This is a genomic window from Pseudomonas sp. Xaverov 259 (assembly GCF_019352915.1).
GTDB lineage: Bacteria > Pseudomonadota > Gammaproteobacteria > Pseudomonadales > Pseudomonadaceae > Aquipseudomonas.
The window spans coordinates 599,510-619,264 of record NZ_JAAAFV010000031.1; the positions used below are offsets into that span (position 1 = coordinate 599,510).

Genomic DNA, 19,755 nt, shown 5'->3' on the forward strand with positions numbered 1-19,755 from the left:
CCTGCTCGCCACAAAAACTCCCAAGACCTTAAAAGCGTGCCAAGCGGTAAGGGGCCAGGTTCGGCAGCGCCGTGCATTTATCAGACGCGGCCAGTTGCGCAATCATCTCCGCCGTTACCGCCGCCTGCGTCAACCCCAAATGCTGATGCCCAAACGCAAGCAATACCTTGCCATTCGCCACCCGATCAATGATCGGCAGCGAGTCCGGCAACGACGGGCGAAAGCCCATCCATGGGGTTGCGTCTTGGGCACTCAAGTCCTGGCGAAACAAGCCCTGGCTCAAGCGGTGCAACTGCCAGGCGCGTTGCATATTGGCAGGGCGCTCCAAGCCTGCGAACTCAACCGTGCCGGCCAGGCGCAAGCCATCGTGCATGGGAGTCATGATGAATTTTCGCTCGAACGAGGTCACCGCAAAGGGCAGGCGATCGTGTTCGTGGGGCAGCATCAGGTGATAGCCGCGCTCGGTGTCGAGCGGAACCTGCTTGCCGGTGAGTGCAGCGGTGAGTTTGGCCGAATGGGCGCCGCAAGCGATCACTACCTGGCGGGCGGTGAGAGTGCCTTGGTCGGTCCGCAGCGATACGCCGTCCGATTCCAGGCGCCCATCGAGCACCCGTTGCTGCAGAAACTGCACACCGCAATCTTTGGCCGCGTTCACCAGTGCGCAAACAGCGTTGTACGGATCAATAAAATGCCCGGTGCCTGGGAAGAACAGGCCACCTTGGATCGCATCGCTCAGTTGCGGTGCGGCCTTGCGTATCGCCTCGCCCGACCAGAAATCCACCGGTACATTCTGCTGCTGCATGCGTTGGCGCAACGCGTCGATGGCTTCCCCAGACGCAGCACGCTCAAATACCAGCAACGAACCCTCGGCGTGCAACAACTGCGGCTGCTCAATGGACTGCAGCAGGCGCTGCCAAGCGCCCAGGCTGGCCTCATTCAGTGCGCGAATGCCCGCCACCGTGCGCCGGTAGCTTGCCGGGCGCAGGTTGAGCAACAGGCGTACGAACCAGGGCAGGGCGCGTGGCAGGTACTTCCAGTCCAGGCGCAACGGGCCCATGGGATCCATCAGCATGGCGGGCAGGCGCTTGAGGATCGACACGTCGGCAATCGGGAACACTTGCTCGGTGGCCAGATGCCCGGCGTTGCCATAGGAGGCGCCCATGCCCGGCGCCTGTGGGTCGATGACCACCACGCGCTGGCCCTGCCGGGCCAATTGCAGGGCACAGGCGACGCCAATGATGCCGGCGCCGATCACGGCGATATCAGCACGGTTGCTGTCGCTCATGGTTCAGGCCTCTCTCTGGCCGTCGAGCAAGCGCCGCAACAGCAGCGGGTTGGCGTGTTGCAGTGCAGTGGGCAGCAAGCTGTCCGGGAAGTCCTGGTAACACACCGGGCGCAGAAAGCGCAGGATCGCCGCGGTGCCGACCGAGGTGCTGCGCGAGTCGGAAGTGGCCGGGAACGGGCCGCCGTGGACCATGGCGTCGCACACTTCCACACCGGTCGGCCAGCCGTTGACCAACAGGCGCCCGGCCTTGCGTTCCAATACCGGCAGCAGGGCTTTGGCGTGTGTCAGATCCGCGTCGTCCATGTGCAGCGTGGCGGTCAGTTGGCCTTCCAGATGCTCGGAAACCTGGCGGACTTCTTCGTCGTTGGCACACGCCACGATCAAGGAGGCGGCGCCGAAGACTTCCGCTTGCAGATGCTCATTGCGCAAAAACGCTCTGGCCTGGGTCACAAACAGCTGCGCCTGGCCTTGATTCGGGCCTTCGGCTGCCAAGCCTTTGGCCGCCACTTGTGCGTGCTGGCCCAAGGTGCCGATGCCGCTTTGATACGCCTGGAAGATGCCTGGCGTGAGCATGGTCTGGGCAGCGCATGCCGGGAGCAACTCACTCACCGTGGCGACAAAGCGCTCGAGTGCCGGGCCTGCAACCGCAATTACCAGGCCAGGGTTGGTGCAAAACTGCCCGGCGCCTTGGGTCAGTGAGGCGACAAAACCCTGGGCCAATGCCTCTGCACGTGCTTGCAACGCCGCAGCAAACAGGTACACCGGGTTGATCGAACTCATTTCCGCATACACCGGAATCGGCTCCGGTCGCGCTCGCGCCGCCTGGGTCAGGGCGATACCGCCGCTGCGTGAGCCGGTAAACCCCACGGCTTTGATACGCGGGTCGCTGACCAAGGCAATGCCGACTTCGCGACCCGAGCCATACAACAGCGAAAACACACCGTCGGGCAAACCACAGTCTTTAACCGCCTTTGCCAACGCACGGCCGACCAGTTCACTGGTGCCGGGATGCGCGCCGTGAGCCTTGACCACCACCGGACAACCGGCAGCGAGTGCTGAAGCGGTGTCGCCGCCCGCTACCGAAAATGCCAAGGGAAAATTGCTCGCACCAAATACGGCCACCGGCCCCAAAGCAATATGTCGCTGGCGCAAGTCTGCACGCGGCATTGGCTCACGCGCCGGTTGCGCGGTGTCAACGCGCACATCCAGCCATTCACCCGCGCGCACCGTGCGGGCGAATGTGCGCAATTGCGCGCAAGTGCGGCCGCGTTCGCCCTGGATACGCGGGCGTGGCAGGCCGGTTTCGGCCACGGCGCGTTCGATCAACTCATCGCCGAGGGCTTCAATGTTGTCGGCGATGGTTTCAAGAAACGTTGCGCGCGCTGCCTGCGAGGTTTCGCGATAGGTGTCAAACGCCGCCCAGGCCAAGGCACAGGCCTGTTCGACATGCTCGCCATCGCCGCCTGGGTAGGCGGGCGCCAAGGGCTGGCCGGTGGCGGGATTAATGGCCTGGATCGCTTCGCGATGGCCGCAGACTGCGTGCTGACCGATCAGCATCTTGCCCGTCAGAGTCATGGGGAGTCCTTGAAAAAAGAGGGTTGGCCGCTGTGAGATCCACAGCGGCGCGCATAGTCGTCAGGCGACGTTCTGTTCAGCCGACCAGTTGGCGTACCACTGGCGGAACAACGCGTACTGGTTTTCGGCGTAACGCTGTTGGGCGGTGCTGAGCACGTCGGTTTCGTTGAAGTGCAGGGCGTAGCCCTGGTCGCCGTTGAGCACCATCAAGTGCTTGTAATACAGCACCAGGTCGCAGCCCTCATCGAAAGACGACAGCACGCCCAGCGCGGCCTCCAGCTCACGCGCGAGGCGCCGGGCCTTGGCGTCGCCTGTGGCGGCTTTTTTGCTCAGGGCCACCAGTTGCAGCACTTCGCGCGGCAACGCGTTGCCGATACCGGTGATGGCACCGGTGGCGTTGCAGTTGACGAAGCCGTGTACCACTTGGGTGTCGACGCCGACCATCAAGGTCACGGCATCGTCCTGGGAGGTGATGTTTTCTGCTGCGTAGCGCAGGTCGGCGCCGCCGCCGAATTCCTTGAAGCCGATCAGGTTGGGGTGTTCGCGGCGCAGTTCAAAGAACAGCTCGGCGCGGGTGGCAAAGCCGTAATACGGGCTGTTGTAGATCACTGCCGGCAGGTTCGGCGCAGCCTTGAGGATCGCCGAGAAGTGCGCCTTTTGCGCGGTGGCCGAGGCGCCACGGGACAGCACGCGCGGGATCACCATCAAGCCATGGGCGCCGACCTTGGCCGCGTGGGCGGCGTGGGCCACCGCTTCACGGCTGTTGACCGCGCCGGTGCCGACGATGGTCGGCACGCCAGCGGCGACCAGGCGGGCCACGCCTTCCTGGCGTTCGGCTTCGGTCAGCAGCGGCCAGTCGCCCATGGAACCGCAATACACCACGGCGCTCATGCCGATATCAATCAGTTCACGGCCCTTGGCGACCAGGGCGTCGAAGTCCGGTGTGCGTTCAGGCGTGCACGGGGTCATCAGTGCGGGGATGCAACCGGTGAAGATGTTGTCGCTCATTGTTCTAACTCCAGCGTTCAGTTAAATAAGGCCCGGGCTCAGATGCCCCAGGCAAAAGGGTCCTGCTCGTCGATCAGCAAGGTGCTGTCGGCGGTCATGTAGGCGCGGCCGGTGATGAAGGGGCGAATGCGCTCGCCATCCCATTCATAACGGCCTTCGAATTGGCTGCCGGTGATGCTGGCTTGTACCCAGATGGCGCCGGGCGCGAGTTTGTCGTCAGCCGCCAGGCACGCGAGTTTGGCGCTGGTGCCGGTGCCGCACGGCGAGCGGTCGTAGGCTTTGCCGGGGCACATCACGAAGTTGCGGCTGTCGGCGTGGGCGTCGTCGGCGAACAGTTCGATATGGTCGATCAGTGCGCCCTCTGCACCGTGGATGCCCTGGGCTTCGAGGGCCTTGAGCATCGCCCAGGTGTAGTCGGTGAGGGTGTCGACGTTGTCCATCGCCAGCCGGTGGCCGTGCTGCGACACCAGGAAAAACCAGTTGCCGCCCCAGGCAATATCGCCATGCACCACGCCATAGCCTGGCACATCCACCGGCACCTGCTGGCGATGCCGGTAGGCGGGCACGTTGCGCAAGGTCACGGCGCCGTCGTCGTGCAAGGTGGCGGCTACCGGGCCGACCGGCGTGTCGATGGTGTGTACGCCGGGCGTTATGCGGCCCAGGTGGTGCAAGGAGGCAACCAGGCCGATGGTGCCGTGGCCGCACATGCCCAGATAGCCGGCATTGTTGAAGAAGATCACCCCGCAGGTGGCGCCGGGCGTGGCCGGCGCGCAGTACAGCGCACCGACCAGCACGTCATTGCCACGCGGCTCCAGCAGGCAGGCGCGGCGCCATTGATCGTGTTCGCTGCGCAAGGTGTGCAGCTGGTCGGCAATGGTTGCGCCGGCCAGCGCAGGGAAGCCGTCCATTATCAGACGCGTGGGTTCGCCGCCGGTGTGGGAGTCGATAACATGCAGGCGCTTCATAACAGGCTCCATCAGTGAGTGGCTGGCGACAGTGGCGCGCTGTAATGCGCGTCGCTGACCGCTTCGCTTTCGTCGTCTTCGTGTTCCAGGCGCACAAGGTGCGCGGGCACGCCGGTGGCGGCGCCCCAGTAGTAGATGCCCAGGGCGCAGAGGGCGACGACTAGCGTGTCAAACGGGTGGCTGATCACGCCGATGCCGCCGAAACTGCCGAGCTTGGACAGCAGGATGGTCACCGCGTAAAAGCCGATCAGCCAGGCCGACGAGCGCACTTGCTGCTTGATATTCAGGTGCGCGGTCGGCACCCAGCGTGCGCACAGCAGGTACACCACAAACATCAGGATTTGCAGGCCCAGCAGCCACGACACGGTGCTCCAGCCCGACCAGTACACAATCAGCGCGGCGATGATGAACGACAGCGGGCCGAGCACCCCCATGCCCTTGACCCGGAACGGCCGCACCATGTCCGGTGCATTGCGGCGCAGCGCGGCGACGGTCACCGGGGCCACGGCGTAGCTCAAGATCAGCGCCGCCGACACCACATTGATCAAAGCTTCCCAGGACGGAAACGGCAGGGTCCAGAACACCGACAAACCAAAGGTCAGCCACAGCGCCGGGCGCGGGATACCGGACTTCTCATCAATGCGCGTAAAGACCTTGAAAAACGTGCCGGTCTGCGCCCAGCCGTACACCACTCGCGGCGTGGCATTCATGTAGATATTGCCGCAGCCGCTGGGTGAGATCACGGCGTCGGCTACCACCAGATAGGCCAGCCAGCCCACGCCCAGCGCCAGGGCGATATCGCGATACGGCAGCGCCAGCTGCTTGCTGATACCCGCCCAGCCATCGGCCAGCATCTCGGTCGGCACGCCACCGAGGAAGGCGGTTTGCAGCAGCACATAAATGGCGGTCGACAGCAGCACCGAGAGGATCAAGGCAATCGGGATCGTGCGTTGCGGGTTCTTCACTTCACTGGCCACCGAAATGATCGGCGTGAGGCCCAGGTAGGCAAAAATCACGCCGCCGGCCGACACCGCCATCTCGATGCCCGACATGCCAAACGGGGCAAAGCCTTGGGTCTGGAAATTCGCCGGTTTGAAGAAAGTGAACAGCACACCAATCACCAGCAGCGGCACGATAAACTTGAACACGCTCACCAGGTTATTGGCGATGGCGAAGGTCTTCACGCTGCGGTAGTTGAGCACAAAGAACAGGCACAGCAACGCAAATTGCACCAGCCAGCCCAGGGTGGTCGGGTCGCTGGAACCGACCTTGGTCAGTTCGGGAAACCAGGCCGCGGCGTATTGGCGCGAGGCGACCACTTCGATTGCCACCAGGCTTGAGAACGCGATCAGCGTGATAAAGCCCATCAGGTAGCCCAGCAGCGGTCCATGGGAATACACCGGGTAACGCACCACGCCACCGGCGCGGGGCAGGGCGGCGCCGAGCTCGCAATACACGATGCCCAGCAGCAGCACGGCGAAACCGCCGATCAGCCAGGAAATAATCCCCGCTGGGCCGGCGATGGCGGACACATGGCTGGCTGCAAATAACCAGCCTGAACCGAAGATGGCGCCTAACCCGATAAAGGTCAGGTCCATCAGTGAAAGTTGTTTCTTGAACTTGCCTTGAGCAGACATGGCGGCGCCTTCTTGTGAGTTATTGGATAGGCATGCAGTGGCGATATCCTGAACCGATCAAGGGCGCGGCGATTGATGTTTTGCGTTGATGTGAATGACGAATTCGGCACAGTTTGAATCCGCCGATCTACGCTTTTATGTGGGAGCTGGCTTGCCTGCGATGCGGTTGACTAGGTACATCAGGCACACTGAGTGGATACCATCGCAGGCAAGCCAGCTCCCACATTTTTGACCAGGTGTGGCTTTCAAACCTTGTGTGGATACTAAGGCTGGCATAGGGCAATCTGCCTAAAAAAAACGGAGTCAGGCCATGTTGCCGAGTGCTTTCTCGAACCTTCTTCAGGCCAATCGCCCCACCAGCATCGAGCAGCTACTGGCCGGGGTCGCGCAGTTGTTGCCCTTGCTCGACGTAATCCCCAACGCCGCGATTTTCATCAAGGACATCGACGCCCGCTACGTCCTCGCCAACCACACCCTGGTACAACGCTGCGGCCTCAAACAGCTGCAGCCGCTGCTGGGCAAGACCAGCGCCGAAGTGTTCCCCGCGCAATTGGGGCCGGGCTATACCGAGCAAGACCGGCGCGTACTGCAGCAGGGTTTTGTGCTCGAAGACCAGCTTGAGCTGCACCTGTATGGCAGCCGCGAACCAGGCTGGTGCCTGACGCACAAATGGCCGCTGTACAACGACAAGGGCGCGATCATCGGCCTGGCCGGCATTTCGGTCGACCTGCAATCGGCCAGCGAAAAGCACCCGGCCTACCAGCGCCTGGCCGCCGTGGATGAACACATACGCCTGCATTTCAACCGGCGCGTCACCCTCGGTGAGCTGACCCGCATTGCCGGGATTTCCGTGGCGCAACTGGAGCGTTACTGCAAACGCGTGTTCCATCTCACGCCTCGGCAGATGATCCAGAAGGTGCGCCTGGAGCATGCGCACCGGCTGTTGCACACCGACCTGCCCATCACCGAGGTGGCGCTGCAATGCGGCTACACCGACCACAGCGCGTTTACCCGCCAGTTCAAGGCCTTGACCGGGTTTACACCCAGGCAGTACCGGCAATTGGAGTAAATGCAACGAATCACGCCGCGCACTGCTCCTATGCTTACGAATAACCTTTTCACGGCAATAGGAAACAGGCTTATGACGGCGGCGGACAACGATCATGTGAACTGGCTGGTGCAACAATCCATGCTCAATGCGGCGCGTCAGCGGGCCAGGCTCTATAGCGGGCAAGGGCGCTTGTGGCAGCAGCCGTATGCGCAGACCCGGCCGCGTGATGCCTCAGCGTTGTCGTCCGTGTGGTTCACCGCCTACCCGGCATCGATCGTGACCCGTGAAAACGGCACGGTGCTCGAAGCCCTGGGCGACGAAAGCCTGTGGCAGGCGTTGTCGAAGATCGGCATCCAGGGCATTCACAACGGCCCGTTGAAAAAGTCCGGCGGGCTAGACGGTACGCGGCATACGCCGACCATCGATGGCAATTTCGACCGCATCAGCTTCGAGATTGACCCACAGCTAGGCACCGAGGCGCAGTTGCAGGCCCTGACGCGCATGGCCGCCGCGCACAATGCGGTGATCATCGATGACGTGATCCCATCCCACACCGGCAAGGGCGCAGACTTCCGCCTGGCCGAGATGGCGTATGAGGACTATCCGGGGCTTTACCACATGGTCGAGATCCGCGAGGAAGACTGGCCCTTGCTGCCCGATGTGGCCGAAGGGCGTGATGCGCAGAACCTCAGCCCCGCGCAGGTGGATGCGCTGCGCGACAAGCATTACATCGTCGGCCAGTTGCAGCGGGTGATCTTCTTCGAACCCGGCGTCAAGGAAACCGACTGGAGCGCTACCCCAGTGGTCGTTGGCGTGGACGCCAAGCCGCGCCGCTGGGTGTACCTGCATTATTTCAAGGAAGGCCAGCCGTCGCTGAACTGGCTCGACCCCTCGTTTGCCGCGCAGCAGATGATCATCGGCGACGCCCTGCATGCCATTGATGTGATGGGCGCCAAGATCCTGCGCCTGGACGCCAATGGCTTTCTCGGCGTGGAACGCAAGCTGGACGGCACCGCCTGGTCGGAAAGCCATCCGCTGTCGATCACCGGCAACCAATTGCTGGGCGGGGCGATTCGCAAGGCGGGCGGCTTCAGTTTTCAGGAGCTGAACCTCACCGTCGACGATATCGCCGCCATGTCCCACGGCGGTGCCGACCTGTCCTACGACTTCATCACACGTCCGGCGTATCAGCATGCATTGCTGATGGGCGATACCGAGTTTTTGCGCCTGATGCTGCGCGAGATGCACAGCCAGGGCATTGACCCCGGTTCCTTGATTCACGCGCTGCAAAACCACGATGAACTGACCCTGGAGCTGGTGCACTTCTGGACCTTGCACGCCCATGACAGCTACCTCTACCAAGGCCAGACGTTCCCCGGCAACAGCCTGCGCGAGCATATCCGCGAGCAGATGTATGAGCGCCTGGCCGGCGAGCATGCGCCGTATAACCTCAAGTTCGTCACCAACGGGGTTTCCTGCACCACCGCCAGCATTATCACGGCGGCTTTGGGCATCCGTGACCTGGAGGCGATCACGCCGGCCGATATCGAGCAGATTCGCCGTATCCATGTACTGCTGGTGATGTACAACGCCATGCAGCCTGGGGTGTTTGCCTTGTCGGGTTGGGACCTGGTCGGCGCGTTGCCATTGGCGGCCGATGCGGTTGCCCACTTGATGGGCGATGGCGACACCCGCTGGATTCATCGCGGCGCCTACGACCTGGTGGATCTGAACCCGGATGCCGAACTGTCCGCCGGCCAGATGCCGCGGGCGCAGACCTTGTACGGTAGCCTTAACAGCCAGTTGCAAGACCCGGAATCGTTCGCGTCCCAGTTGCAGAAAATTCTCGCCGTGCGCAACGCCTACGGAATCGCCGCCAGCCGCCAGATCCTGGTGCCGGATGTGGAGCATCCGGGCCTGCTGATCATGGTTCACGAGTTGCCGGCCGGCAAGGGCACGCAAATCACCGCGCTCAACTTTGGCAGTACGGCGATTACCGAAACCCTGCACCTGCCCGACATTGCGCCGGGGCCGGTGGTGGACATTATCAATGAGCGGGTCGAGGGCGATCTTACTGCTGAGGGTGAGTTCACCATCACGTTGGACGCGTATGAAGGGTTGGCGCTGCGGGTGGTCAGCCTGTCGCCGATGCTTTAGGGCCGCGAGGCGCTGATCGCCGCGTCGATCAGCGCTGATTATGAATTTGCCGAGATAACGAATAACATGCAATTTACGCATTATTAAATAAAAAAATATGCGCTTGATGTATTTTGTCGTTCGGGCTAGCGTAGCGCCAATGGCCACTTTCAAGCTCCGGCCACTGACCTGCCGAGGAATTTCCCATGCCTTTAGTTCGAATCGACCTGGCCGCCGACACCTCCACTGAAACCGCCGCGGCGATTGGCGATGTGGTTTACGCCGCCATGACCAGCGTGGCCAACGTGCCTGATCACGACAAGTTCCAGATCATCAATCGTCACGCCAAGGATGAGTTGGTGTATCCGGCAGCGGGTTATCTTGGGATTACCTACACGCCGAACATCGTGTTTATCCAGGTGACCTGGAGTGCCGGGCGTAGCATCGCGGTGAAAAAGGCTTTTTATAAATTTATCGCTGAGGGCATCCACGCCAAAACCGGGCTGCGCAAAGAAGATGTGTGGATCAGCCTGGTGGATGTAAAGCGCGAAGATTGGTCGTTTGGCAACGGTGAGATGCAGTACGTGCCTGACGAGTGAGGCAGGCCTGTAAGAAGGCGGCGACTCAGTGATGAGTCGCCGCCGTTTTTTATTGGGCGTTCAACGCGTGTAGAAACTGCGTGTGTTTCAGCGTTTGCGAGAACATCGGCAGGGTGAAATTCTCGGCGGCCTGTTGTTGCTCATCACTGAAGGTGGCGGTGCAGTCGGTCAACGTCACCACGTCGTAGCCTTTCTCATAGCCCGAACGAACCGTGCCCTCGACACAGCAATTGGTCAGGAAACCTGCGACCACCAGGTTCTGGATGCCGTTGTTGCGCAGCACCAGGTCCAGCCCGGTGGTGGCAAACGCATCAAGGCCGCGTTTGCCCTCAATGAGGATGTCATCCGGCTCACGGCTCAGCGCTTCGGTGATTTCGGCACCCCAACTGCCGGCGCGGAAGGCGCTGCCGTCTGCCACACCCTTGAGAATACCGTAGGAGCGGTGTGTCAGTTCGGGGTAGCCATCGGCGAACTGGATCGGCATATGGATGATCTTCACACCGAGTTTTCGTGCTTGCTCAATGGTGGTTGCAGTGTTCGCCAGCATGTCGGTGCTGTGCATGACGCCTTTGACTGCGTCGTGAAATACCCCGCCCGGGGTGGTGAAATCGTTCTGGAATTCAATCAAGACCAATGCGGTTTTCGTCGGGTTCATGTCGATGCTCCGTCAGGTGGTTTTTCACTGCAGCAGTTATAGGCGCCAAATCCAAGGGCTGCACTCATCGTGTGGGAGCGGGCTTGCTCGCGAATGCGGTGGATCAGTCAGTATTCAGGTGTCTGACACACCGTATTCGCGAGCAAGCCCGCTCCCACATAAAAGCAGAATTCCGACTCGATGACCGTACTCATTTAGCATCGTGAAAAATGATCCCCAGCGTGTGGCGCTCTCCACGATGCAGGCGGCTCACCCCATGGCGCACGCTGAGTTTGCAAAAGCCTCGTGCGGAGCGAGCCGGGCGGCTGTTGACGGCAAATATCAGCGCTTGGCCTTGTTCAATGGGGACCACCTCAGCCCGTGCGGGCTTGCTGGAACCGGTTTGCGTGAGGACGAATTCACCCCCTTCGAAGTCCAGGCCCGGTTGGTCCAGCAGGAACACCACCTGAAACGGAAACACCTGCTCACCATACAAATCCTGATGCAGGCAGGTGTAGTCATCTTGCCGATAGCGCAGCATCAGCGGCGTGGGCCGGCATTGGCCGGCCTGGTGACATCGCGCTTTGAACTCCTCATGAGTGTCGGGGAATCGCTGATTGATCTTCAACGCCGCATGCCAGCGGTTAGCGACCGGTGCGAGATGCTCGTACAGGCGCGAGCGCAGGTTGTCGACGAGTGCCGGCAGCGGGTAGCGAAAGTATTGGTATTCACCGCGCCCGAAAGCGTAGCGCTGCATGACGATGCGGCTGCGGAAATGGCTTTCATCGGCATAGAGCGCTGCGAGTTGCTGACAGGTTTGTCGAGTCAACAGTCTTGGCAGCAGCGCGAAGCCGTCGTTCATCAGGGCCGCTTCTATCGTTGGCCAATCGAGATGTTCCAGGTGCGTGTTCATCAAGGCTGCTGACGTTTCCATTGGCGATACTCGGCCGGCATGCACACGGCGCAAGGGCGATAGCCCGCTGCGATGGCGCTGGCTTGATTGAGGAAAAACACCCGGTGCTGCACATAGCCACTACGGGCGATGGCGTGCAGCGCCGCGCGGCAATCCAGCAGGCCGTAGCGTTTGCCGCGTCGATGGCCACCCAGCGTGCCCGGTTGGGTGCTTGAGTAGGGTTGACCATCGTTGCCCAACAGCCGCCACAGGCGTTCAGCAGTCATGGGTCGTCCCAGTATCTAAGTGAAAACTGAGCAAAAAACTGCGTCGTTCGCCGCTTCGGACCCTGCTGATCGCGTGTTTCATATTCACCCGGTAGTAACCCTTGCTGCCCTGGAACGGACGGTGCGCCGTGGTGATGACCGCCAGATCGCCGCGCTGCAACGGCACCACCATCGGCCGCGATTGCATTCTGGGGCGTTGCTCGATGAGGATAAATTCACCGCCGGTGAAATCCTCGCCGGGCGCAGACAGCACGCCGGCCAGTTGAAACGGAAATATGTACTCGCCCTCGGCATCTTGCCCCAGCGCCAGGTATTCATTTTTGCGCAGGCATTTCAGCTGGGGCAGTGCTTGCTGCTGCCCGACGGCCCGGCACTGAGCGTGAAAGTCGGTGAGCTTGGGAGGGTAGCGGTAGGGCAGTTGCAGGATGTTGTTCCACTGGTTGGAAACCTGGGCCAATGGAGGGTAAAACCCGTTCATGAGGTTGCCGAACAAGCCTGGCGCCTCAAGCTCGAAGAGGCCGGGAAGCACGATAAAACCTTCGCGGTCGAGTTCCAGGCCGATGGTTTGCCAATCCAGGCGTGCCAGGGCGGTGGCAAGTGGGGTCATGAAAGCCTCGGTCACAGTGCATTTGCGCCAGTGTAGGCAGGAGCCCAGTCGCTGAAACTCCGGTTCTTGCGCTGCAATTCACCCTTGGCTGGCCGAAGATTGATCTTGATCATGTGTCCCGCCTGGCAAGCCTTTTAACCTTGTGCTTCCATCAAAGGCCAGGGACGGCTCAATGCGAGCCTGTGGCCGTGCACCTCAAGGAAGAGTCTGCCATGCGATCATTGAAGATCATCTTGTTGTCCTCAGCATTCAACGGCTTGACCCAGCGAGCCTGGCTGGACTTGCGCCAGTCGGGGTTTGATCCCAGCGTGGTGCTTTTCACCGATGAAGCCACGGTGTGCCGGCAAATCGAGGAATCCGACGCCGACCTGGTGATCTGCACCTTCCTCAAGGACCGCGTGCCGCAGCAGCTATGGAGCAACCTCGACCGCCCGGTGGTGATTATTCATCCGGGTATTGTCGGTGACCGTGGCGCCAGCGCGCTGGATTGGGCCATCACCCAGCAGGCCCGCCGATGGGGCGTCACCGCGTTGCAGGCGGTGGAGGAGATGGACGCGGGGCCGGTGTGGTCGACCTGTGAATTCGACATGCCCGCCGAGGTGCGCAAGTCCGAGTTGTATAACGGACTGGTGAGTGATGCGGCGATCATCTGTATCCGCGACGTGGTGGAAAAATTCACCCGTGGTGTGCTCCCCACGCCCCTGGATTACACGCAGCCCAACGTTATCGGGCGCTTGCAGCCGAACATGAAGCAGGTTGACCGTGCTTTCAGCTGGCACGATTGCGCACGCTTCATCAAGCGCAGCATCGACGCCGCCGACGGCCAGCCGGGGGTGTTGGCCAGCATCCACGGCGAGCAGTATTACCTGTACGACGCGCACCTGGATGCACGCCGGGGCATGCCAGGCGAGATCCTTGCGGTTCAGGATGATGCGGTATTGGTCGCGGCCGGTGATCAAAGCGTGTGGGTCGGCTCGCTTAAATGCAAGGCCCCGCCAGGCGAGGAGGCCTTCAAGTTGCCGGCCCGTCACGTGTTGGCCGGGCATCTGGCGAGTGTGCCCGTGCTGGACAGCTCAATTGCCCAGCAAGCCTTCAATGAACAGGCGTATCAACCGATTCGCTACCGTGAGTGCGGCCCTGTCGGCGAATTGACCTTTGAGTTCTATAACGGCGCCATGAGCACCGAACAGTGCCAGCGGCTGGTCGCTGCACTGCGCTGGGCCAAGGCGCGCAACACTCAGGTGCTGCTGATCAAGGGCGGGTGCGGCAGCTTTTCCAATGGCGTACACCTCAACGTCATCCAGGCCGCAGCCGTGCCGGGGCTGGAGGCTTGGGCGAATATCCAGGCGATCGATGATGTGTGCCAGGAACTGCTGACCGCCCGGCAGCTTGTGGTCAGCGGCCTGACCGGCAGTGCGGGCGCTGGCGGCGTAATGCTGGCGTTGGCGGCCGATATCGTCTTCGCCCGCGCTGGCGTAGTGCTCAACCCGCATTACAAGAGCATGGGCCTGTATGGTTCCGAATACTGGACCTACAGCCTGCCGCGTGCGGTGGGCAGCGAAATTGCCCATAAGCTCACGCAAGAGTGCCTGCCGATCAGCGCCATTCAGGCACACCAGTGGAGCATGGTTCAGGACATTGGCCCACGTTGCCCGAATGAGTTCAGTGCCTGGTTGCTGCAAGCGGCGAAAAGCGCACTGAGCGATCAGAAATACGCCGCGCAACGCGCGCGCAAAGCCAATATCGACCTTGAGAAAATGTATCGCTGCCGTCAAAACGAGTTGGCACAGATGGAACTGGACATGGTGCACAACCGCCAGCAGTTTGCCGAGAAGTGCCGCAACTTTGTGTTCAAGCGCAAAACCTGCCAGACGCCGCAACGGTTGATTGCGCCGTGGGCGTTGGCGCGTAAGGGCGAACTGGTCGACTGAGCGGTACTGCGCTGCCCATGTACTTGCGAGTGCCGTGTGCCATGCGCGATGATCTGGCACCCTCAGCGCTTGGAGCACAGTGATGCAATCGCTACCCATCCCGCCCTCTATCAAGGGCACCTTACTTGAGCTGCTCCCGCTGGAAGCCGGGCATTTCGAGGCCCTGTATAACGTCGCCTGCGACCCGTTGATCTGGGCCCAGCACCCCAGCCCCACGCGCTACCAGGAGCCGGTGTTTCGCGAGTGGTTCGAACAGGCGCTGGCATCCCCCAGCGTACTGGTGGTGATCGACCGTGAAAGCAACAGGGTGGTGGGCAGCTCTCGCTACTATGACTTCAATGAGCAGCAGCGAGAGGTGGCCATCGGCTACACGTTTTTAGCTCGTGAAAAATGGGGCGGCGGCGCCAATGGCGAGCTTAAATGCCTGATGCTCACACACGCCTTTCAGTGGGTTGATACCGTATGGTTCCACGTCGGTGCTCACAACATTCGCTCGCAACGGGCAATGAAAAAAATCGGCGGGCAGCTTTCGCATACCTCAATAAAAACGTTTGCTGGGCGTTCGCAAGAGAATCGTTTTTATAAAATTGAGCGCGCTGCATTTGAGCGGTCCGGAACAGGCAACTGAAAATAACACCTGACGCCAGCCTAAGTGGCAGGGCCCTTCAGCTCGATCCGATTATCATCCGGGTCATTGAAATAGATCGACCAGCCTGTCCCGTCTGCGCCATAGCGCTTCTGCGCCTTTTCCGCGAACACACCCGCATCAGCCAAGTGGCTGAGAATGGCCGACTCGTCAAATGGCTCAACCCTCAAACAGACGTGATCGACGTTATGCCTCTGCTTGCCCGCCGGCTCCCCACCTTCACGACCGATCGACCCGTTCACATCGACCAGGTCAATCAGGGACGTCCCGGCACTCAGGTGGATCATGCCGAGGTCGTCACGGCGCTTTTTGACCTCACATCCCAGTACCGAAGTGTAAAACGCCAGGCTGCGGGTGATGTCCTTCACGCGTAAAACAACATGATCTATATGTTGGATTGAAAAGGTGCGCATGGTGAACATTCCTATCTGATCATTGGTTTTGGTATCGCCAAAGTCTTGAACTTAGCTGATCCTGGAAAAAAGGGCTGCATTGAGCCCATGGCATCGGCCCAGTGCGGTCAGCCAACCGCCGTGGTGCAAGGCTGGGTTTGCTGCGTAGATCACTGATCTGACAAGCTTTTTCAGCTTGGAATAAGCACGATAAAGGTACGCTTCGACCTTGCATCCAGGCGCCAGGGTCTATATATTCCCAACCCTGCAACACCGCGCTACCGCCCGAATGGCGAAACTGGTAGACGCATGGGACTTAAAATCCCCCGCTCGTAAGGGCGTCCCGGTTCGATTCCGGGTTCGGGCACCATAGATATCAAGGGCTTGCATGATTTTTCATGCGAGCCCTTTTTCGTTTGTGCTCCCCAAAATTAGAAAACTCCACCGCTCGTTTTGTCGGCAAGACCAGTTTGCCGATCCTTTTGCGTGTGTAGCCATCCTGACATTCCCCTGATCCTTCGCGACCTTTGCTTTTACTCAGAGCAAAGCGGCAACGCGTTGATTCTTTGCTCGGTTTTTGTAACAGATTGTTTGCGGCAAGCGCAGAAACCTATAAAGTTAACCTTTCGGTCAGCTTTGCACTGTCAATTCAAGCCTTTTGCTTCCAGCGAAAGCGCTCCTGCAAGGATCGAGATCCCCAGTACATAACTAAAAGGGCGGACCCATAACCGCCCAGAGGATGATCCATGTCCAACCGTGATATCTCCCGGCGCTCGTTCCTTCAGGGCGGGCTGGTGGCGGGTGTGAGCGTGACGCTTACACCGCTCAGCACCCAGGCGCTGGCTGCCTTGATGGAAAACAGCGTGACCGTGCCGTCCGAGCAATGGCTCGGTAACAACGGCAAGGCACGCTCGCGTAACGACGCCTTGTCCAAAGTCTGCGGGAGCAAGGTGTTTGCCCGCGACATCCGCGCCAAGGACATGCCAGGCTGGCCGCAGCAGCAGGGCCACGCCATGTTGCTGAAAACCACCAAGGCCGATCGCATCTACGCCGGCTACGATTTGTCGTGGCTCGGCGCCGACTTGCAACCTGACCGCATCGTCACCGCCGCCGACCTCGACAAGGACGGTATCGTCTTCCCGGAAGAACACGCGCCGGATCCGCTGCTGCCGGAAGGCAAGGTGCCGATGTTCATCGGGCACCCTGTGGCGATCCTGATCTGGAACGACTTCGAGCGTTTCCGCCAGGCCAAGGCCAAACTCAAATTCAATGACAAAGCCATCCGTTACGGCGCCCAGGTGCCGTACTACGAACGTGATCCGTACGGCAGCTTCCGCTACGTACGTGTCGGCGGTGCGACCTCGGCGGACGAGGATGAATTCGCCAGCCTCAAGGATTCGATCCTGTTCCCGATGCTGAAAAACCGTCGCCCGGTATGGAATTCCCAGCCGGACCTGCACGGCAACCTGACCGAGCGCGGGCTGTTTTACGCCGACCGGATGCAGCAGCAAATCGACGCGCCGCCCGATAACTGGCTGGTGTTCGACGAGCGCTACAAAACCCCGTCAATCGAACCGGCGGCGATGGAGCCGGACAACGGCAATGGCTGGTACGACCCGGCCACCAAGACTTTGCACTTTGTGGTCGCGACCCAGTGCCCGCTGGAAGCCGCCACCGAAACCGCAAAAATGATCGCGCCATCGCGCTTCGGCCTGGCGAACCTGAACATGCACCCGGGTTACACCGTCGGTTACGGCTCCAAGGACCACAACATTTTTGTCTACTACGCAGCCCTCGCTGCGTTGTACGGCGCCGGTGTCCCGGTGCGCCTGGCCAACGACCGCTATGAGCAGTTCCAGAGCGGCATCAAGCGTCACCCGTTCGACATCCGCTACCAATTGGCGGTGGATAAAAACGATCACAGTTTCCAGATTTTTCGCGCCGAGATGAACGTCGATGGCGGCGGGCGGATCAACTACAGCCCTTCGGTGGCAGCGGTTGGCGCTACGGCAGCGCAGTCTATCTACTATGTGCCGCAGAACGATTTGCAGGTCACGGCCTACCATTCCCGCGCAGTCGAAGCGGGTTCGATGCGCGGTTACGGCACCCTGCAAAGCATGGCCTCGACCGAGATGATGGTCGACGAAATCGCCGGGCGTCTGGGCATCGATGCCATCGACCTGCGCAAGAAAAACGCCCTGCTCTCGGGCATGAAAAACACCCAGGGCGCGGTGCCGGCCGGGGCGTTGCGCTTACACGAGATTCTCGACAAAGCGGCTGCCCACGACATTTGGAGAAACCGCGACCAGTTCAAAAAGACCCGCGAAGCCGCTGACCCGGATAACTGGTATGGCGTGGGTTTTGCCATCTGCCAAAAAGACTTCGGCACCGGTTCCGAGGCGCCGATGGCCAGCATCGAGTTCACCGCCGAAGGCCACGTGACGTTGCGCCATATCGGCATTGAAATCGGCACCGGCATGTCCACCTCACAAGCCCTGGTGGTGGCGGATTTCATCGGCATCCCGGCCACGCAAGTGAAGACCGGCGAAACCGAATGGGAAGAGTTGCAACTGATCACGGGCGGCAACCCGTACACCATGAGCCAGGCCGAACAGGATGGTTTGCTGCGCAACCCGCGTTGGGTCGGCAAACTGGCGTCGGCCTCCTCGGCGACCAACTCGGCGTACTACTTCAGCCACGCCACCCGTGAAGCCTCACGGGTGCTGTTCAACCACGGCTTGTGGCCGGCGGCGTTGCAGATCTGGGGTCAAGGCCCTTACGGCGGCCAGGCCAACCCGTACGTGGTGCGCCGCGAAGACGCGCATTGGGTCGACGGCAAACTCACCGCCAACGGCATGCAGCCGCTGAGTTTTGCGCAATTGGCCAAACACGCCCACGAAAAAGGCCTGGTGACCGGCGCCACCGTGCACGGCTTCAACCGCTGGAGCTGGGCCGAGGCCGACTACAGCATCGACGGCGTGCGTGAACGCCTGCCGCTCGACGCTCTGGCTGTGAAGTACGGCGACGGCGCGCCGAAGGCGAAACTGGCCCAGATGACCAGCAACGGTTTCCACCTGCTGGATCGCCAGAACGTCCACTACCCGGACACCCAGTTGAACAACGCGGCGGTGACTTACTACAGCCCGGTCGCGACGCTGGTGGAATTGAAAGTGAACAAGGGCTCCGCCGAGGTGCAAGTGCTCAACCATCACTCGTGGGTCGAGTGTGGTCGGGTGCTGGTGGAAGAACTGGTCAAGGGCCAGCTCGAAGGCGGGATCGCCATGGGTATTGGCCATGCGTTGATGGAAGAGATGCCGCTGTACGAAGGCGGGCCGGGGGAGGGTGACTGGAATTTCAACCGTTACCGTTTGCCGATGGCTCGGCACGTCGCGGTGTGGAACCAAACGGCCGAAATTCTGCCGCCGCTGTCGCCGAGCGACCCATCCAAGGGCATCGCCGAAGTGGTGATGATCCCGATCGTCGGCGCCATCGGTAACGCCGTGGCCCACGCCATCGGCAAACGTGTCCGCGACCTGCCTATTACACCTGCGCGCATCAAGGAGGCCCTCAATGGCTAACCGTCCGTTTCAACTGACCCTCAACGGTCAATCCGTCGGCCCGGTGGACATCCCTGATGACCTGCCGATGATCGACTACCTGCACGAATACAAAAACCTCACCGGCTCGCGGCTCGGCTGCGGCCAGGGCATTTGCCACGCCTGCGTGGTGATCGTCGACAACCCGGACGGCACCAGCGAAGAAGTGCGCACCTGCATCACGGGGGCACACTATTTCGAAGGCAAAAAAGTCCGCACCATCGAAGGCCACGCGACTCGCGATGAGCAGGGCAAAGTCACTGAACTGAACCCGATCCAGCAGCGCTTCGTCGATGAATTCGCCTTCCAGTGCAGCTACTGCGCGCCCGGTTTCGTGAATGCCGCGACCGTGCTGGTGGAGAAGCTGCAGCGTCAGCCCATCGTCAAAAGCCAGCTGGAAAAAGTCATTGAAGACAGCCTCGGCCACCACATCTGCCGCTGCACCGGCTACGTGCGTTACTACAACGCGACCCGCAACGTGCTGACCGATCTCGGCCTGGTCAAGGAGGGTTGA

The 19,755-nt window shown here is 61.0% G+C and carries 17 protein-coding genes and 1 tRNA gene; 8 read left to right on the plus strand and 10 right to left on the minus strand.

Annotated features, from left to right (window positions below):
- Positions 1 to 28 precede the first annotated feature (28 nt).
- The 5 genes from K0H48_RS13150 to K0H48_RS13170 are packed head-to-tail and all read right to left on the minus strand — an operon-like array spanning position 29 to position 6,470.
- The gene (locus K0H48_RS13150; protein WP_219267796.1) at positions 29 to 1,285 is read right to left on the minus strand and encodes an FAD-binding oxidoreductase; all 1,257 of its coding nucleotides are present in this window, start codon (positions 1,283 to 1,285) and stop codon (positions 29 to 31) included.
- 3 nt (positions 1,286 to 1,288) lie between these two features.
- Positions 1,289 to 2,860 (minus strand): aldehyde dehydrogenase (NADP(+)), encoded by a 1,572-nt coding sequence (locus tag K0H48_RS13155; protein ID WP_219267797.1) that lies wholly within the window; start codon positions 2,858 to 2,860, stop codon positions 1,289 to 1,291.
- Between the two features lie 60 nt (positions 2,861 to 2,920).
- The gene (locus K0H48_RS13160) at positions 2,921 to 3,868 is read right to left on the minus strand and encodes a dihydrodipicolinate synthase family protein (RefSeq protein ID WP_219267798.1); all 948 of its coding nucleotides are present in this window, start codon (positions 3,866 to 3,868) and stop codon (positions 2,921 to 2,923) included.
- Positions 3,869 to 3,906: 38 nt separating this feature from the next.
- Entirely contained in the window at positions 3,907 to 4,833 is a 927-nt protein-coding gene (locus tag K0H48_RS13165) for a 4-hydroxyproline epimerase (protein ID WP_219267799.1), read from the minus strand.
- 11 nt (positions 4,834 to 4,844) lie between these two features.
- Positions 4,845 to 6,470, minus strand: a complete 1,626-nt coding sequence (locus K0H48_RS13170; RefSeq protein WP_219267800.1) for an APC family permease — start codon at positions 6,468 to 6,470, stop codon at positions 4,845 to 4,847.
- A gap of 310 nt (positions 6,471 to 6,780) precedes the next feature.
- Here K0H48_RS13170 and K0H48_RS13175 point away from each other — a divergent pair, with 310 nt between their 5' ends.
- From K0H48_RS13175 to K0H48_RS13185, 3 genes are all read left to right on the plus strand, one after another.
- On the plus strand, positions 6,781 to 7,539 hold the full coding sequence (locus K0H48_RS13175; RefSeq protein ID WP_219267801.1) for an AraC family transcriptional regulator: 759 nt from the start codon (positions 6,781 to 6,783) through the stop codon (positions 7,537 to 7,539).
- A 72-nt stretch (positions 7,540 to 7,611) separates the two neighbouring features.
- Complete coding sequence (gene treS, locus K0H48_RS13180) at positions 7,612 to 9,678, plus strand: maltose alpha-D-glucosyltransferase (RefSeq protein ID WP_219267802.1); 2,067 nt, start codon at positions 7,612 to 7,614, stop codon at positions 9,676 to 9,678.
- Between the two features lie 185 nt (positions 9,679 to 9,863).
- The gene (locus K0H48_RS13185) at positions 9,864 to 10,256 is read left to right on the plus strand and encodes a tautomerase family protein (RefSeq protein ID WP_219267803.1); all 393 of its coding nucleotides are present in this window, start codon (positions 9,864 to 9,866) and stop codon (positions 10,254 to 10,256) included.
- A gap of 49 nt (positions 10,257 to 10,305) precedes the next feature.
- Here K0H48_RS13185 and K0H48_RS13190 read toward each other — a convergent pair whose 3' ends face one another.
- From K0H48_RS13190 to K0H48_RS13205, 4 genes are all read right to left on the minus strand, one after another.
- Positions 10,306 to 10,911, minus strand: a complete 606-nt coding sequence (locus tag K0H48_RS13190) for a cysteine hydrolase family protein (RefSeq protein ID WP_219267804.1) — start codon at positions 10,909 to 10,911, stop codon at positions 10,306 to 10,308.
- A 190-nt stretch (positions 10,912 to 11,101) separates the two neighbouring features.
- Positions 11,102 to 11,824 carry a 2OG-Fe(II) oxygenase gene (locus K0H48_RS13195; protein WP_257626934.1) on the minus strand — a complete coding sequence of 241 codons (723 nt, stop codon included), beginning with the start codon at positions 11,822 to 11,824 and terminating at the stop codon, positions 11,102 to 11,104.
- A complete protein-coding gene (locus K0H48_RS13200; RefSeq protein ID WP_219267805.1) occupies positions 11,803 to 12,069 on the minus strand; it encodes an Ada metal-binding domain-containing protein in 267 nt (88 codons plus the stop codon). Before K0H48_RS13200 ends, K0H48_RS13195 begins: the two co-directional genes overlap by 22 nt.
- Positions 12,059 to 12,676 carry a 2OG-Fe(II) oxygenase gene (locus K0H48_RS13205; protein WP_219267806.1) on the minus strand — a complete coding sequence of 206 codons (618 nt, stop codon included), beginning with the start codon at positions 12,674 to 12,676 and terminating at the stop codon, positions 12,059 to 12,061. The genes K0H48_RS13200 and K0H48_RS13205 overlap by 11 nt, the downstream gene beginning before the upstream one ends.
- 212 nt (positions 12,677 to 12,888) lie before the next feature.
- Between K0H48_RS13205 and K0H48_RS13210 the strand changes: the two genes are divergently transcribed.
- Together K0H48_RS13210 and K0H48_RS13215 are read left to right on the plus strand one after the other, a co-directional pair.
- The gene (locus K0H48_RS13210; RefSeq protein ID WP_219267807.1) at positions 12,889 to 14,607 is read left to right on the plus strand and encodes a hydrogenase maturation protein; all 1,719 of its coding nucleotides are present in this window, start codon (positions 12,889 to 12,891) and stop codon (positions 14,605 to 14,607) included.
- An 82-nt stretch (positions 14,608 to 14,689) separates the two neighbouring features.
- A complete protein-coding gene (locus K0H48_RS13215; RefSeq protein WP_219267808.1) occupies positions 14,690 to 15,235 on the plus strand; it encodes a GNAT family N-acetyltransferase in 546 nt (181 codons plus the stop codon).
- A 20-nt stretch (positions 15,236 to 15,255) separates the two neighbouring features.
- Here the strand turns inward: K0H48_RS13215 and K0H48_RS13220 are convergent, their stop codons facing one another.
- Positions 15,256 to 15,666 (minus strand): VOC family protein, encoded by a 411-nt coding sequence (locus K0H48_RS13220; protein WP_219267809.1) that lies wholly within the window; start codon positions 15,664 to 15,666, stop codon positions 15,256 to 15,258.
- Between the two features lie 262 nt (positions 15,667 to 15,928).
- Between K0H48_RS13220 and K0H48_RS13225 the strand changes: the two genes are divergently transcribed.
- The 3 genes from K0H48_RS13225 (at position 15,929) to K0H48_RS13235 (ending at position 19,755) form a co-directional block, all read left to right on the plus strand.
- Positions 15,929 to 16,015 (plus strand) — tRNA-Leu (locus K0H48_RS13225).
- A 376-nt stretch (positions 16,016 to 16,391) separates the two neighbouring features.
- Positions 16,392 to 19,223: a xanthine dehydrogenase family protein molybdopterin-binding subunit gene (locus tag K0H48_RS13230; RefSeq protein WP_219267810.1), complete on the plus strand. Its 2,832-nt coding sequence runs from the start codon at positions 16,392 to 16,394 to the stop codon at positions 19,221 to 19,223.
- Entirely contained in the window at positions 19,216 to 19,755 is a 540-nt protein-coding gene (locus tag K0H48_RS13235; protein WP_138817807.1) for a (2Fe-2S)-binding protein, read from the plus strand. Before K0H48_RS13230 ends, K0H48_RS13235 begins: the two co-directional genes overlap by 8 nt.

Excerpts from the sequence above, each read along its gene's own strand:
- K0H48_RS13155 (WP_219267797.1), bottom strand. The coding sequence starts at position 2,860 with ATGACTCTGACGGGCAAGATGCTGATCGGTCAGCACGCAGTCTGCGGC.
- K0H48_RS13190 (WP_219267804.1), bottom strand. The coding sequence starts at position 10,911 with ATGAACCCGACGAAAACCGCATTGGTCTTGATTGAATTCCAGAACGAT.
- K0H48_RS13220 (WP_219267809.1), bottom strand. The coding sequence starts at position 15,666 with ATGCGCACCTTTTCAATCCAACATATAGATCATGTTGTTTTACGCGTG.
- K0H48_RS13185 (WP_219267803.1), top strand. The coding sequence starts at position 9,864 with ATGCCTTTAGTTCGAATCGACCTGGCCGCCGACACCTCCACTGAAACC.
- K0H48_RS13235 (WP_138817807.1), top strand. The coding sequence starts at position 19,216 with ATGGCTAACCGTCCGTTTCAACTGACCCTCAACGGTCAATCCGTCGGC.
- K0H48_RS13170 (WP_219267800.1), bottom strand. The coding sequence starts at position 6,470 with ATGTCTGCTCAAGGCAAGTTCAAGAAACAACTTTCACTGATGGACCTG.
- K0H48_RS13195 (WP_257626934.1), bottom strand. The coding sequence starts at position 11,824 with ATGGAAACGTCAGCAGCCTTGATGAACACGCACCTGGAACATCTCGAT.
- K0H48_RS13175 (WP_219267801.1), top strand. The coding sequence starts at position 6,781 with ATGTTGCCGAGTGCTTTCTCGAACCTTCTTCAGGCCAATCGCCCCACC.
- K0H48_RS13165 (WP_219267799.1), bottom strand. The coding sequence starts at position 4,833 with ATGAAGCGCCTGCATGTTATCGACTCCCACACCGGCGGCGAACCCACG.
- K0H48_RS13230 (WP_219267810.1), top strand. The coding sequence starts at position 16,392 with ATGTCCAACCGTGATATCTCCCGGCGCTCGTTCCTTCAGGGCGGGCTG.
- K0H48_RS13150 (WP_219267796.1), bottom strand. The coding sequence starts at position 1,285 with ATGAGCGACAGCAACCGTGCTGATATCGCCGTGATCGGCGCCGGCATC.
- K0H48_RS13160 (WP_219267798.1), bottom strand. The coding sequence starts at position 3,868 with ATGAGCGACAACATCTTCACCGGTTGCATCCCCGCACTGATGACCCCG.
- treS (WP_219267802.1), top strand. The coding sequence starts at position 7,612 with ATGACGGCGGCGGACAACGATCATGTGAACTGGCTGGTGCAACAATCC.
- K0H48_RS13200 (WP_219267805.1), bottom strand. The coding sequence starts at position 12,069 with ATGACTGCTGAACGCCTGTGGCGGCTGTTGGGCAACGATGGTCAACCC.
- K0H48_RS13215 (WP_219267808.1), top strand. The coding sequence starts at position 14,690 with ATGCAATCGCTACCCATCCCGCCCTCTATCAAGGGCACCTTACTTGAG.
- K0H48_RS13205 (WP_219267806.1), bottom strand. The coding sequence starts at position 12,676 with ATGACCCCACTTGCCACCGCCCTGGCACGCCTGGATTGGCAAACCATC.
- K0H48_RS13210 (WP_219267807.1), top strand. The coding sequence starts at position 12,889 with ATGCGATCATTGAAGATCATCTTGTTGTCCTCAGCATTCAACGGCTTG.